Origin of the sequence: Bacillus cereus group sp. MYBK14-1, from assembly GCF_051916885.1 — a bacterium.
Taxonomy (GTDB): Bacteria; Bacillota; Bacilli; order Bacillales; family Bacillaceae_G; genus Bacillus_A; species Bacillus_A cereus.
Genome location: NZ_JBQAHM010000001.1, coordinates 682,611 through 696,563, shown reverse-complemented (window position 1 = coordinate 696,563; position 13,953 = coordinate 682,611). Strand labels below are relative to the sequence as shown.

Sequence of the window (13,953 nt, the reverse complement as noted above, 5' to 3'; positions counted from 1 at the left end):
TTGGATGCTTCTTGGTTAATCCTAGTATATTAATATAGACAAACGTAAATTAAGTTTTGAATATATATAGATTTTTTATGTTTGTACACATCGTTCGTCAACTTCTTTTCGTTTTGATAATTTGTTATTCTGATTTGTAATAACGATAATTAACTAGTAAGTTAGAATAAAGATTTAATACTTGCTAAGATTGTAAGTACTCCTACAATAATAACAAATACATTGCTCATTTTACCTCTATATTGAGCTAATACCGGTACTTTACGGATCGCATACATTGGTAATAGACATAAGATAGCAGCAACTAATGGACCGCTTAGAGCGTCAATGAGCCCAAGAATACTTGGATTTGCATAAGCAACGTACCAGCATGTTAATACGACAAAAGTAAGAATTACTGTCTTAACTGTTTTTTCTTCTATATCTTTTCCACGTGTTTTACCAAATTTGATAATCATGTCACGCATTACTTCATATGATCCTATATAATGACCAAGGAAAGACTTTGTTATAGCCATAAAAGCAATAATAGGAGCTGCAATCGTAATTACTGGCGAATTAAGTTCATTAGCGAGATAGGATAGGATTGATAAGTTCTGCTCTTTTGCCACTTTTAAATCATCTGGAGTCAAACTCAGTGCGCTGCTCCAAACGAAGAACATAACAACAACGAACGTCATGATATAACAAATCTTTTGTATTTGAGCACATTTAGCATCAGTTGCTTCTATGCCATACGTAGATCTTTGTTTTATCACAAAAGACGAAATCATTGGAGAATGGTTAAATGAAAACACTATGATAGGTAGTATCATCCATATCGTTCCCAAATAACCTGTTCCGGTTGAAGCAGTAGAGACATCTGAAAAACTAAGCATTGATGTGTTCCACTGAGGAATTAGAGATATTGCGATAAATAGTAGAGAAGCTATGAAAGGGTATACTAGCAAGCTCATAATTTTTACAGTGATATCTTGACCAAAATTTAGTATAGCGATAAGACCCAGCACTAAGACAAGCGATAAAATGGCTCTTGAGGGCTCTTTCATATGTAATTGATTCACAATAAAACTACTTGCAGTATTTGTAAGTGCAACTGAATACATCAAGACAATTGTATAAATTGAGACGAAGTATACGATGTTAAAAATAATACTCGCCTTATTTCCGAAATACTCTCTTATTGTACCCGTAATTCCCTCATCGGCAGAATTGGAAGCATATATCATTTTAGCAAGCGCTCTATGTGAGTAATACATAACTGGATAGGCAAGTAATGTAATGAGTAATAATGATAATAAACCACCTGAACCTGCATTAATTGGTAAAAAGAGTACTCCTGCTCCAATTGCTGTCCCAAAAAGGCTCAATGCCCACGTAGTATCTTGCTTATGCCACTTTTTAGGATCCAAATATTTCTCGTTTGTAATCACAGTATTTTCAGATTGCAATTCTATTTTTTTAGCAGTATTCCCATTCATATAATAAATCCTCCTTGTATCCTATTCTTAAGTCTTAGGAATATAAGTCGTTCTGGAAAATGAATCTCCTACAAGTTCCTCAAATCGTGTGTTCTTCTCTAATTGAATCTAAAAACCAATGTTTGTTAACGTTTTCAAAATCTTTTGATTGTAGATGAGTGTATTTAAGTGAATAAGGATTAAAAAATTGTAAGTATGTCCAGAATTCCCCTAAAACTATTGCTTTTAATTCGTGAGACATCTGACTTCCATCCCTTTATATCGCTTCAATAACCTCGTCAACATTGTAGACAGTGCTAAGGCATAGCTAATACGATGTCTTTTGCTACTAAAGAATTTTTAATGAATTTTCTTTTTGATTACACACCTTTCTTTGAGTGATTTTTTCATCTTGTTCAATTTTAGAAAGTTGATATTTTCTAAGGTGCTAATAGGTTATCCCTAGACGTCCCTATTATAGCTTGTATATTTATAAGTTAAATATTTTTGTATTTTAAGAAAAAATGAACAAACAGAATTTTGAATAGGTAATAAATTCAACATTACATGTAGTATTTGTGTCTAATGTTTGAAACTGTATTAGTTAGAGGGAAATCAGCAGTAATACAGGGGTTCTTACATTTTCACATTGTTTATATTGGTAATCTCTTGTTGAGATACCTATATTTCTCTTTTTTGAAATATCTTATTTTTAGCGTGAAAGCTGTTGTAATAAATAATACATATAGATGATAGAAACTTATGTTAGGACATGTATAGGTGAGATGTTGAATATTAAATAGTAAATTTGTATTTAAATTCATTTTTCGGAATAAATAAACTTTTATGTGAAGTCAAATTCCTATCAAATTAATACAACTAAATGTTATTAAAATAAAAAATAATCAATTATAAAAGAGATTTTGAACGTAAGGAATTTGTAAGGAAGAGGTAAGAAAAAAGAGATTTTCATTGTGTAAGATGAAAATGTAAAGAAGAGTGAGAGGAGAAAAATACTATATATTTCTATAAAAAACAAATCAATTAATAAGACTTGTTTGGAGGAAAAGAGACATTACAGATTCAATGTCGTCCTTTTGCAGTGGGTTAAGAAGAAAGCTGTGTGATTAGTTCCAAACAGCAAATAACCATTTATACAATATGAATAGGGGAGAGGATTATTTTGATGAAAAAGCATCGTCAAATTACATGTTCAGGTTTAGCTCTATTAATAACTGGAGGTTCCCTGTTTTATACACCTCTAACCTCAAGTGTAAAAGCGGAGTCCATTCAAAATGTATCTAACTCGTTACAAACAAGCACTCAAAGAGACCGTAATTCCGTCAAAGAGGCAATGCGGGATACATTGAAACTAGGATATCCAGGGATACTTGCTAAAACTTCTGAGGGTGGAAAAACATGGAGTTATGCGGCTGGTGTAGCTGATCTGAGTAACAAGAAAGCAATGAAAACAGATTTTCGTTTTCGGATTGGCAGCGTGACAAAGACGTTCACTGCAACAGTTGTACTTCAATTAGCAGGAGAAAACCGCTTGAATTTAGACGATTCTATTGAAAAATGGTTGCCTGGTGTCATTCAAGGAAATGGATATGATGATAAACAGATTACTATCCGGCAATTATTGAATCACACAAGTGGTATCGCTAATTACACAAGGTCAAAGGATTTTAATATGATGGATACAAAAAAATCTTATACTGCTGAAGGATTAGTAAAGATGGGAATATCCATGCCTCCAGATTTTGCTCCAGGAAAGAGCTGGTCGTATTCAAATACAGGATATGTATTACTAGGAATTCTTATTGAAAAAGTAACTGGGAACAGCTATGCGGAAGAGATTGAAAATCGAATTATTGAACCACTTGAATTAGCGAATACATTCTTACCTGGAAATTCAAGCGTCATTCCAGGAACCAAGCATGCCCGCGGATATATCCAATTAGACGGAGCAAGTGAGACAAAAGATGTTACTTATTATAACCCAAGTATGGGGAGCTCGGCCGGAGATATGATTTCTACAGCTGATGATTTAAACAAATTCTTTTCTTATTTACTTGGGGGCAAGTTATTGAAAGAACAGCAACTAAAGCAAATGCTTACAACAGTCCCTACAGGAGTAGATGAGCTTGGTGATTCCGGGCTTGGAATTTTCAAAATGAAGCTTTCAAACAGTGAATCGATATGGGGGCATGGAGGAACCATTCCTGGCTTTTTAACTTTTGCTGGAGGCACACTTGGAGGCAAGCATACATTGGCAGTCAATTTGAACAGCCTTAAAGCTGATACTCCTGATCCTTTTAAAAATATTTTACTTGCTGAATTTAGCAAGTAGTCTAAAAGTAAAAACGGGTAAAATTTATCATAGTTTCATAGTTACAAAAATGAATGATGAAAACGATCAATTATTTAAGGAGGTATCCGTGATGAAAAATAAGCTAACTGGTGTGTTAGCCACTGCATTAGCGGTAACTATGATTCTACCAACAGGAGCGAAAGCATTTTCTGAAAGTAAGACTACTGTTGTAACTGGTGAAGAAGTAGCTAGTCAGGAACTGAAGACGATTGCAGCAGAGAAAGCGGAGCTACTTACGAAGTCCCATGGGGCAGCTAGCGTGCAGTATGCACTAATTGATAATGGAAAACTTATTTTGTCTGGTCAGGCTGGCAAGAACGATATGGAAGGGGAAAAGCCGCTAACCAAAGATACTTTATACGGGATTGGTTCAGTTAGTAAAATGTATGCAACAACGGCTGTAATGAAATTGGTCGATGAAGGAAAAGTCGATTTGGATGCTCCTGTTGTCCGCTATGTTCCTGATTTTAAGATGAAGGACGGTCGATACAAACGTATTACACCGCGTATGTTATTGAATCACTCCTCTGGATTGCAAGGTTCTACGTTAGGTAATGCATTTTTATTTAACGATAATGATACCTATGCCCATGATACCTTGTTACAGCAATTGTCAAATCAAAACTTGAAGGCGGACCCTGGTGCTTTCTCGGTATACTGTAACGATGGTTTTACGCTGGCCGAAATTTTGGTGGAAAGAGTTAGTGGTATGAGCTTTACTGAATTTCTACATCAAAACTTTACAGGGCCTTTAAAAATGAATCATACGAAAACGCCGCAGGACAAATGGAGGGATGAAAATCGGGCTGGACTATATTACTCGGCGTACCAAGGGCAACTTCCAATTGAATCGGTGAATGTTATTGGTACGGGAGGTATATCTTCCACGGCAGAAGATATGGTGCGATTCTCACAACTATTTATGGGACAGGAAAAAGGAATCCTCTCTGATAAGGTAGTTAAGGCAATGGAGCAAGAGGAATATAAAAAAGGAATGTGGCCGGGGGCTGGCGAGAATATTTTTAACTATGGTCTTGGCTGGGATAGTGTGAAACTATACCCATTCAGTGAATATGGGATCAAAGCTTTGGCTAAGGGCGGCGATACGGCATTGCAACATGCTATATTAGTCGTGCTTCCGGAACAGAAAATAGCAGCGGCTGTATTGACATCTGGTGGACGGAGCTCTACAAATCAGCTAATGGCAACTGAATTGCTGCTCGCTACGCTTAAAGAAAAAGGTACTATTAAGGAAATCAAGCCGAACAAATCCTTTGGTAAGCCGGTCAAAGTCAAAATGCCTCAAGGCGTAGCAAAGAAAGCTGGATTTTATGGTAATAGCGAAACTCATTTCAAGATTGAAATTACGAAGAACGGTGAACTATTCTTACCATCTAATCCAGAAGAAAAATATGTATATACTGCTGATGGAAGCTTTATTAATGAGGGGGGTACTTCCAAGCTCAACTTCGTAACCGAGAAGAATGGAAGAACTTATTTGAAGGAGAGCGCATATAAATCGCATCCAGGTTTAGGGCAAAGTGTGATGACCCACTATTTAGCTGAGAAACTAGAAGACAACGTGCTATCAAAGAAAACCGCTGCTGCATGGGCAAAGAGGGAAGGTATCAAGTTCTATCTTGTAAACGAGAAATTTAGTTCTATTCAATATCTCGTTCAACCGAAACTTCTTAGTACACAAATTACTCGCAAGGAAGGCCCAGCAGGTTATTGGGGGGGCAGAAAAATTACAGGTCCGAACACCGCGGTGCATCAGATCCAAGTACCCGTGATGAATGGTCGTGATACGACGGAAACGCATTTCTATACAGAAGGCGGCAATGAATATATGGAGATGGCTGGATTGTTATACGTAAGTGAATCAAATGTAAAACCAATTGATATAGGCCAATCATCCAAAGTTACGCTGGGAGCAAATGGACATGCGAAATGGTTTACAATTCCGCAAGCGGCAGCAGAGAAAAGAATGACCGTGACGTTGCCACCAAAGGGTTCGTTTGCGGTGTATGATGAGAAGGGAGTTTGTGTCAACTTTAGCATCGTGAGTGGCAATAACAAGGCGAAACTGCCGAAGAACGGAACAATCGTATTCGCTGGGGCACCGAAATCGGTATTTGCAATCTCGGTGAACTAGCTACAATTTAAGATGATCTAAACAAAACCAGTACGGCACAGAAAAGATGTATTACTGGTTTTGTTTGTATTTATGCATTATCAATGAAAAAACTTGAATAATATCACGCTCAAGCACTATAAAAACATCAAAACTAGAAAATTAGTATCTCTAGAAGATGTACAGTTTTTTGGGAGTTGAATAATTTTAACAGCGTAGAGAGATTAAATTTCTACTCTTTTTCTTCAATTAATAGAAATGTATGTACATACACATTATATTTTTATTCCATAAATTTTAAAATTTTGTTCACGATAGTTTGAAATTGTAAAAAAAGAAAATATGTGGCACGACATCACTTTGTTTTTATACAGCTTTGTAATTAAACTATAATATTGTATTTTTTCTTCATTATTGAAATTAGTAATAATAAAATGTATTATTGAAAAGCACAATTTATAATTCAAGTAATCAAGCATATGTACCCATAATAATTTGAACATTCAGAAATTATAATATTGTCTAAAAACGAGGTGAGATTCATAGAAACAGTACATATTAAGTGGTATGGCATGTATAGTATAAATGACTTTTATAATAGGGAAGAAGCTTCTAAGAAGGGGATATTTGCAATCTCTAGAGTATATGCTAAGAATGTAACATTGCTTTATATAGGACAAACTAAAAGAAGCTTTATACAAAAGATAAGAGAACTTAATAAAGAGTGGGCTTTTGATGAGAGCGAATTAAAGATTACATTAGGAATAATAGAATTTCCTAGTGGTGAACTTTACTCTGAAAAGAAGGTAAAAGAGATAAAATCTCTTTTGATTTTACGACATACCCCATTAGAAAACGAAACATCTTTATTATACTATAGAGGGAAATTTAATTTTAAAATTATTAATAAGGGAAGAAGAGGTTTAATTGTTAAAAAGCTTTCTACAGGAGATCTAATGTGGACGTAATTGGAATCACCTTTGAATAAAATTGAAGGTTTCTTAAGTGCAGAAGCTTATCAATTTTTAATGTATTAAACTATTTTGAATAACATATGTCAGATGCTTGAAAAAAACAAATTTTATTATGATATAAAATCCTGTATGGAAATTGTAGTTTATTTCTATCATTTAATAAAAATATTAAGAATTATAGGGATAATGCATGAAGAGTAGAGGAGAAAGTAAACACGGAGGTTTGAAGAATGGGACAAGTAAGCAGATTTCAGGAAAAACAACAGAATCGTCGTCAAAAGGCAATTTTTAATATTGCATTTACTTTGGTATTAGTGACAGTTGGTATAGTGACATACCAATTGTTTACCCCTTCTAATACATCAACGAAAGCAATTGCTCAAGAAAAGAAAGTAACAAAGATAGAAGAGAAGAAAACTGAAGATAAAGAAACAGCAAAGATAGAAGAGAAGAAAACTGAAGATAAAGAAACAGCAAAGATAGAAGAGAAGAAAACTGAAGATAAAGAAATAGCAAAGATAGAAGAAAAGAAAAGCGAAGATAAAGAAGCAGCACAGTTAGAAGGGAAACAAAAAGTAGAAAAATCGGTAAAAACGAACGGAACTGAAAATAAAGAGGAAGAAAAAACGGTATCTCAAGAAAAGGATCCTCAAACTAATCCTTCATGGAAGCCAATTGGTACAGAGCAAGGAGCAAAACCTGATATGAAATTTAAAGAAGGAACAGTAGATTGGAGTGAGATGAAAAAAGCAATCTCTTATGCTGTTGATGTTCCAGAGAGCCAATTGATTTTCGATTTTATTGGAAATAATGGTAATAATAAAGCCTACGGTAATGTACGAGATAAACAAAGTAATAAAAAATATAAGGTTAATATTGATTGGGTAGAGAATCAGGGGTGGAAACCAGCATCTGTACAAGTGGTAAAATAAATAGTAGAAATGTAATTATATGTTTAAAAGTTTACTCTTGTAAAACTCATAAAAGAGTTTGTTTCAATCAGGACTCTTTTGCTATGTTGACAGGATTAATTACTCAGGCTCAATTGTGAGATCCTGATGCAGACAAAGTTCGAAGTTTATTAAAATCTATCTAATTTAGTGCTTCGAAAGGTTCAAAATTGCATTTTTAAAGCATTAAATAATTAATGGTACCTTTTGAAATATTTTTGGTCTCATTTTATTAGAAACAATTCCGTCTATATAACTAAAAAATGTATTATGATATCTATTGAACATATGAATAGGATAACAATTACCTGCTGTTAGCAAGTTGCAGTTTATCTAATAAAAAGATCACTTGTTTCTAAGACAAGTGATCTTTTTATATACATTTCCTTTACTATTTTTAAAATTGAATAGATATTTCAATCTGTGTAATTACAATAGACTTGATTAAAATTAAAACTGCAACAAGGATAATACCGTCCATATTTGTAGTAAGAAATATATATATAATATCTTAATGTAAGGTTGGCCTATGTTCTATGAAGATACTAAAGAATTATAGGAAACATTGAGAAACGGGAATTATTTTTATTACAATATTTATGCATCTTTAGGCCTAAATAGCTGGGTATTAGCTAAGAAACTTGAGATATTAGACTCCTATTAAGTTAAAAATGACCTTAAGTGTACTTCCCATAAAGAAAATTGTGTAAATAAGCTGTATGGGCAGCTTATTGTATTTTTTGGCTTAGCTTGTTTTTTTCGAAGTGCTGGCGGTTCCTCTACAAGTATTCTTGCATTTAAATTATTTTTAATATATTATATTTATATGGTTATATAGAGATTGATGTATACAAAAAAGACTCAAATCTATTAATAAGATTTAAGTCCTTTTCAAAGATAAAAAGATTGTACCGAAATGGAATACAACTTATACTTTTCTTTTTAATATGTATCTAGTAAAAAGACATTTTTTATCAATAAAATTGTATTTTCAATATAAATGGAAGTTCATTTATATTCAATGATAGGAAATAGTGGGTCTAGAACATAGAGGAACAAAGAACCATACAGAGAAATCTGAAGAACCTGAAAGCTATTGTATGTAGTTTGTTCATCTCAAGTACAATAAAAGAGTCTTACCTCTGTAGGCAAGACTCCACTAGTATCGTTGTATAATATTTACATATCAACTAAAAAACAAAAACCATATAACACCAAGTAGCAGAATCCTAATATTCCTCCTACAGCTAATACTTGTTTAAACCAACTTTTAAATTTTATATTACTGTAAATACCTTGAACTTTTTCCATATTTCCTCCTATTAAGGAGAACCCTTAAAGACTCTCACTTCGTTATGGTACCATTAAAGAATGACTAATAGAGGTTAAATATTGTCAAAATGTATAAATATGCAATATTGCATACAGAAATGTATTGTTACAAATGTAAGCGTTTACTATAATAAAGGTATAAAGTTTAATCACATCCCAGTACTAACAAAAGAGGAGGAAATAATATGGAAATCGCAATGGCAGTTTTAAAATTTATAGGTGGAGCAATCCCATTAGTTCAAGAGCTTCTAAAAGCATTTATGTAAATTCACTATTTAGCAATTATTTATAAAAATTATCATTCGTATGAGTAAAGCCCCTTTAACAATATTAGGGGGCTTTTTAAATTTCTAAATATTTAAGGTTACGTCACTTTTAGCTAGCAGAATTAATAGAGCTATTGAATTTTATAAGAAACAAGAAGCAGTTTCCTCACCACCTAAGATTATTTTCTCTGGTGGACAAGGATCAGATGAAAATATTTCTGAAGCGAAAGCTATGCAGGAGTATGCTGTGAATAATAGGATTCCTCTAGAGAATACAATAAAAGAGGACCGTTCTACTACAACATACCAAAATATGCTTTTTTCAAAGAGAATTATGGAATCATTAAAAGGAACACAGTATAATTGCATTTTTTCTACAAACAACTTCCATGTGTTTCGCGCCGGATTATACGCTAAAATAGTAGGATTAAATAGCCAAGGAATTGGCTCAAAAACAGCCTTCTATTATTGCCCAAATGCGATGATTCGAGAGTATATTGCAATCTTCGTTATGAATCGTGTACGTCACAGTATTGTAATAGCAATTATTATGGGATTCTCTATCATAGCAACCGGAGTAAATTATTTATTTTTTTAAGGATGTTGTATAACTTATATTTTGGGAGTTATCTTAGGCAAGGAGTCACCTTAGGGTGACTCCTCTTTTTTGTGTTATATGGGTTGGTTTATTTAAATGTTAGACTACAATGCAAGTGATTGTTATGATGTTGATTAAAAAGGCAGCTGTTGTAGTCGTCTTTTTATTATCTTACAAAAGTGTAATCTTCATGTCATGTTCTTGAATTTCTTCTCAAATAAAAAGGGGTTATGATAACAGCATAATAAAAAACACATGAGGTGAATGACGTGAAAAGATATATTACACTTTTTAGTATTCTAGTTGTATTTGCTACAATGTTAGTTGGTTGCGATGTGAATCGTATGGGAAAAGATGAATACTATGTTCAAATTACAACTGATGCGAAAATAAAGTCAGGGGTATCTAAAGAAGGAAATAAATACACAGAGTATAATTATGAATTACAAGGATTTGACGAAAATGGTAATGAAAAAACAGTGAAATTTAATGGATTTAAAGAGCTTCGTAAAGAAGCATTCTTACGCGTGTTCCACTCCGATAAAAAAGGTGTAACTGCTTGGGAAGAGGTGAAGAAAGACGAGCTTCCTGGGAAGGTGAAAGAAAAATTAGACGTGAAATAAATGATTTATAATGGCGAACCCACATATTCGAAGGGTTCGCTGTTTTTTTGTGGGGTAATTTTGCCCAAATCTCCGAAAAGGGAGAATAAGCTAAATTAAGTAGGTATACCACTATATCGCCATAAAGACGTTATTCTTACGGTAGAATTATAGGAAAGGATGACGTTTTTTTATGTCTAATTCTGTATCTGACGACTTACAATTATTTGCACAGGAGATTAAGAGTCTTTTATCACCAAATACCTTACAGAATCTAGCTAGAGATGTTGGATTTGGGGTACCGCCACATCGCCATCAACCTAAGATTTTGAATTATCCCCAAAACGAAAATTTCATTCTTTCATAGTTGTCCATAGAAGTTCAGTTCGTTTTTTCGTTTATGGGAAGAATGTATTTTTTAACTTGATAGCACTGTGACGATTCCCCTAAGAGACCTAAAAAAACTATGTAAAGAAGGTTTTCCAAAAGATTAGGCATAGCGCTACTCTTTTTGGAAAACCCTAATCGATAAATTCGTGTTATTATTCTTGATATTGCTGTTGAACCGCCTCTGGTAGTTCCTCAAAGATTATTCTTTTAAAATGTTAATAATACTTCATTAAATTCTTTTGTAGGAGTTGCGTTTAATCCATGAGGACAACTTGTATTAGAGCAAGTTTACTATCAGGAATGGAATCATATGTGCGTTTCCACTTAACTCAAAAGGTACAGTTGCATCAGAGTCACCGTGAATTATAAGATTTAATATAAATATAAAATTTACCAATATATATAAACCAGTATTATAGTTTGATACTAATTTATTTGATTCTTTTATTTATGTGCTTGTTAATTTAGCATAGATGATAAAAAATAAGGTTAATTGTCCTATTATCACAATATTCGGCACTACTATAATTAAATTAATAACAAAAAAGACTGCTAAAATTCCTAAAAACAAGCACAAATGATAAATGTTCAAGCGGTGTTGTTCAAACCTGTATTGATGAAAAACAATTGTAGTTGACAGGAAATAGAGCAATACAGAACCAAAAACAAAATATAAGATAAAAGAATAATAGACCTCATGTAAAAATAATAATCTAATGGATGCTGCAACCATACTCAAAGACATTAAAATAAATAGATGACCGTAAATAATAATTTGACCAGAAGTTTGTCTAGACTTGTCGAGTTTCTTCTCCATGTTATCGAAATATTGCCACCACATCGAAATAATGAGGATAAATGAAATGATCGCAAAGCTTATTGAATCCCAATTTCCTTGTTTAGGTTGAATGACCACAAGAGTGCTTACAAGAGCTTCCCCAAAGAGAATAATGGAAAATAGACCAAATCTCTCTAACAAGTGGGCTGTATTTGTAGGAACCTTTTCTAAACACTTCCTTCCAAGCAGTGGGACAATAATATCGATAAGAATCCCAAAATATAACACAGCATATCGAATCCAAGAATCAAAAAAGACGGATAATAATGAAATAACGATTCCAATCCAAAAATATCTTCCTAAAAAGAGTGCTGCTTTTTTTCGAGCCCCCTCTTCTATACGCTGGACAACAAGATATTGAATTGCAGTCACGACCCTTAAGCCAATATAGCCAATTAAAAAAGAAAGATAATAAGGATCAAAATCAGCTGATAAGCTTGATGTCATTATTAGGACAAAAAACATTTGCAGGATCAAAAAAATTCTTTGATGAAATAAATCTTTTCCAAACCGGTTAACAAAGATGGTTTGCCCTACCCAAGCCCACCAGATCGGAATAAAAATTAAGACAAATTTTACCAAATGATCTGCATGGATTTGACCATCTTCAACATGAAGTAAAACATGAGTCGCAGCCGTCACTGCCGCCACAAATAACAAATCATAAAAGAGTTCTAACCACGTCACTTTCTTTTCTTCCATTTCGGTACTCCCTCCTTATAGTTAATAGTATGCTAAAAAGATATAGTAATTGGAAGAGAAAATAATATAGACATAAACCATTTCTCCTTATTATTGTATTCAACATAATCCCCTGGAACGTCAGTGTTACATTTTATATAGTTGGCTACCCTTAAAATTTTAATACCTTTAAGTACAAAAAAACGTTATCATTTCTAAACAGGATAGATTAGAAATGATAACGTATGGATGATACTAGCTTATATTAGTCTTTCTGGTGCTGTGATGGTATATCATACTAATTAATAAAATGAAAGAATGTAGCAATAATAATTCTAGAATTTTTTATCATAAAGATGTAGCAACTATAGAACGCTTAGTAACAGCTATGAAAAAGAAGAACGTAAAGCTAGAACAGGCTATAAATCGAGCAATGTCAAGTTTTGAAGAAAATGAGATAGCAACTGTTGCTACAGATAGTGTAGCGGATACAGAACACGAACTTCATCACATGAGGGTAATCCGAAATCGGTACTTGAGTTAATCGTCAGCTGAGGTCTTTGGAATTGAACCGACGGGTAACTTTAACAAAATAAGGAGTACAATTAAACAGCCTAAAATATGCAAGTTTTTATGCGAAACTGCTTGCGTATTTTGGCTATTTTTGCATTCGTAAAAGTGCTATAAGTAAACAGCGTTTTTAAATTGCCAAATACCCCCATGAGATCAATGGGACTTATATTCCACTTCTTTATTAGGATTATATTAAGAAGTGGAAATAGTATAAGTACCCAAAAAACGATAATAAAAACTGTATTCATCAGTTTCTACTCCTTATGTGGATCATAAAGTTATTATCCCGTTTATTGTGGGCTGACTAAAGTTTCACTTTATCTCTCCGTCTCAAAAAACTCAATCCACTCTCCATCAGGGCCAGCGAAGAATATGTAACGTGTTCCATCTGGTAATGTTTCGATTTCTTCTCCTAGTAAAAAGGTTACGCCGTGTTTTTGTATTCTTTCAATTTCATCCTCTAATGAATCTACCTTAAAGCAAATATGATGTACTTTTCCTTCTGCCGGAAGAGAAGAGTTATAACCTTCAATGAGTTCGAGTATCGTTTCTTTCGATTCTTCCACACCTAAAAAAGCGAGTTTTAAGTCTGGGTTCGGGTGCCCCATACGTTTAAGGAGCTGTAAGCCGACTACTTCTTCATAAAATGAGATAGATGCTTCTAAGTTTGCAACCATAAGTCCAACGTGTTCTATTCTTCTAACTGGCATGTAGATTCCTTCTTTCTGAAAATTATATACAATATATTATTGAAAATTAAGAAAATAAGCAAGATAAAAAC

At 33.4% G+C, this 13,953-nt stretch carries 9 protein-coding genes and 3 pseudogenes; 8 read left to right on the top strand and 4 right to left on the bottom strand.

Annotated elements, in window-relative coordinates; genetic code table 11:
• Window positions 1–161 precede the first annotated feature (161 nt).
• Window positions 162–1,481 carry an aromatic amino acid transport family protein gene (locus ACTFR3_RS03535; RefSeq protein ID WP_063547880.1) on the bottom strand — a complete coding sequence of 440 codons (1,320 nt, stop codon included), beginning with the start codon at window positions 1,479–1,481 and terminating at the stop codon, window positions 162–164.
• A 1,165-nt stretch (window positions 1,482–2,646) separates the two neighbouring features.
• Between ACTFR3_RS03535 and ACTFR3_RS03530 the strand changes: the two genes are divergently transcribed.
• The 4 genes from ACTFR3_RS03530 to ACTFR3_RS03515 all read left to right on the top strand — a co-directional run bounded on the left by ACTFR3_RS03530 (window position 2,647) and on the right by ACTFR3_RS03515 (window position 7,874).
• A complete protein-coding gene (locus ACTFR3_RS03530; protein WP_088339066.1) occupies window positions 2,647–3,813 on the top strand; it encodes a serine hydrolase domain-containing protein in 1,167 nt (388 codons plus the stop codon).
• Between the two features lie 91 nt (window positions 3,814–3,904).
• A complete protein-coding gene (locus tag ACTFR3_RS03525; protein WP_440044164.1) occupies window positions 3,905–5,989 on the top strand; it encodes a serine hydrolase domain-containing protein in 2,085 nt (694 codons plus the stop codon).
• Between the two features lie 512 nt (window positions 5,990–6,501).
• Window positions 6,502–6,936, top strand: coding sequence for a hypothetical protein (locus tag ACTFR3_RS03520; protein ID WP_002164503.1), 435 nt, complete (start codon window positions 6,502–6,504; stop codon window positions 6,934–6,936).
• 236 nt (window positions 6,937–7,172) lie between these two features.
• On the top strand, window positions 7,173–7,874 hold the full coding sequence (locus ACTFR3_RS03515; RefSeq protein ID WP_404508276.1) for a YrrS family protein: 702 nt from the start codon (window positions 7,173–7,175) through the stop codon (window positions 7,872–7,874).
• A 1,197-nt stretch (window positions 7,875–9,071) separates the two neighbouring features.
• Here ACTFR3_RS03515 and ACTFR3_RS03510 read toward each other — a convergent pair.
• The gene (locus ACTFR3_RS03510) at window positions 9,072–9,203 is read right to left on the bottom strand and encodes a hypothetical protein (RefSeq protein WP_000416933.1); all 132 of its coding nucleotides are present in this window, start codon (window positions 9,201–9,203) and stop codon (window positions 9,072–9,074) included.
• 99 nt (window positions 9,204–9,302) lie between these two features.
• Here ACTFR3_RS03510 and ACTFR3_RS03505 point away from each other — a divergent pair.
• The 3 genes and pseudogenes from ACTFR3_RS03505 (at window position 9,303) to ACTFR3_RS03495 (ending at window position 10,711) form a co-directional block, all read left to right on the top strand.
• A pseudogene (locus ACTFR3_RS03505) lies at window positions 9,303–9,490 on the top strand (hypothetical protein).
• A gap of 94 nt (window positions 9,491–9,584) precedes the next feature.
• A pseudogene (locus ACTFR3_RS03500) lies at window positions 9,585–10,088 on the top strand (YdcF family protein); the annotation flags it as partial.
• Window positions 10,089–10,357: 269 nt separating this feature from the next.
• Window positions 10,358–10,711: a YxeA family protein gene (locus ACTFR3_RS03495; RefSeq protein ID WP_000833211.1), complete on the top strand. Its 354-nt coding sequence runs from the start codon at window positions 10,358–10,360 to the stop codon at window positions 10,709–10,711.
• Window positions 10,712–11,528: 817 nt separating this feature from the next.
• Here the strand turns inward: ACTFR3_RS03495 and ACTFR3_RS03490 are convergent.
• Window positions 11,529–12,620 carry a low temperature requirement protein A gene (locus tag ACTFR3_RS03490; protein WP_440044163.1) on the bottom strand — a complete coding sequence of 364 codons (1,092 nt, stop codon included), beginning with the start codon at window positions 12,618–12,620 and terminating at the stop codon, window positions 11,529–11,531.
• 295 nt (window positions 12,621–12,915) lie between these two features.
• Here ACTFR3_RS03490 and ACTFR3_RS03485 point away from each other — a divergent pair.
• Window positions 12,916–13,098 (top strand): annotated as a pseudogene (locus ACTFR3_RS03485) (hypothetical protein); the annotation flags it as partial.
• Window positions 13,099–13,489: 391 nt separating this feature from the next.
• Here ACTFR3_RS03485 and ACTFR3_RS03480 read toward each other — a convergent pair.
• Window positions 13,490–13,882 (bottom strand): VOC family protein, encoded by a 393-nt coding sequence (locus ACTFR3_RS03480; RefSeq protein WP_001145268.1) that lies wholly within the window; start codon window positions 13,880–13,882, stop codon window positions 13,490–13,492.
• Between the last annotated feature and the right edge of the window lie 71 nt (window positions 13,883–13,953).

Bases quoted from the DNA above. Each gene is read 5' to 3' on its own strand.
- ACTFR3_RS03535 (WP_063547880.1), bottom strand. From the start codon at position 1,481: ATGAATGGGAATACTGCTAAAAAAATAGAATTGCAATCTGAAAATACT.
- ACTFR3_RS03530 (WP_088339066.1), top strand. From the start codon at position 2,647: ATGAAAAAGCATCGTCAAATTACATGTTCAGGTTTAGCTCTATTAATA.
- ACTFR3_RS03525 (WP_440044164.1), top strand. From the start codon at position 3,905: ATGAAAAATAAGCTAACTGGTGTGTTAGCCACTGCATTAGCGGTAACT.
- ACTFR3_RS03515 (WP_404508276.1), top strand. From the start codon at position 7,173: ATGGGACAAGTAAGCAGATTTCAGGAAAAACAACAGAATCGTCGTCAA.
- ACTFR3_RS03510 (WP_000416933.1), bottom strand. From the start codon at position 9,203: ATGGAAAAAGTTCAAGGTATTTACAGTAATATAAAATTTAAAAGTTGG.
- ACTFR3_RS03490 (WP_440044163.1), bottom strand. From the start codon at position 12,620: ATGGAAGAAAAGAAAGTGACGTGGTTAGAACTCTTTTATGATTTGTTA.
- ACTFR3_RS03480 (WP_001145268.1), bottom strand. From the start codon at position 13,882: ATGCCAGTTAGAAGAATAGAACACGTTGGACTTATGGTTGCAAACTTA.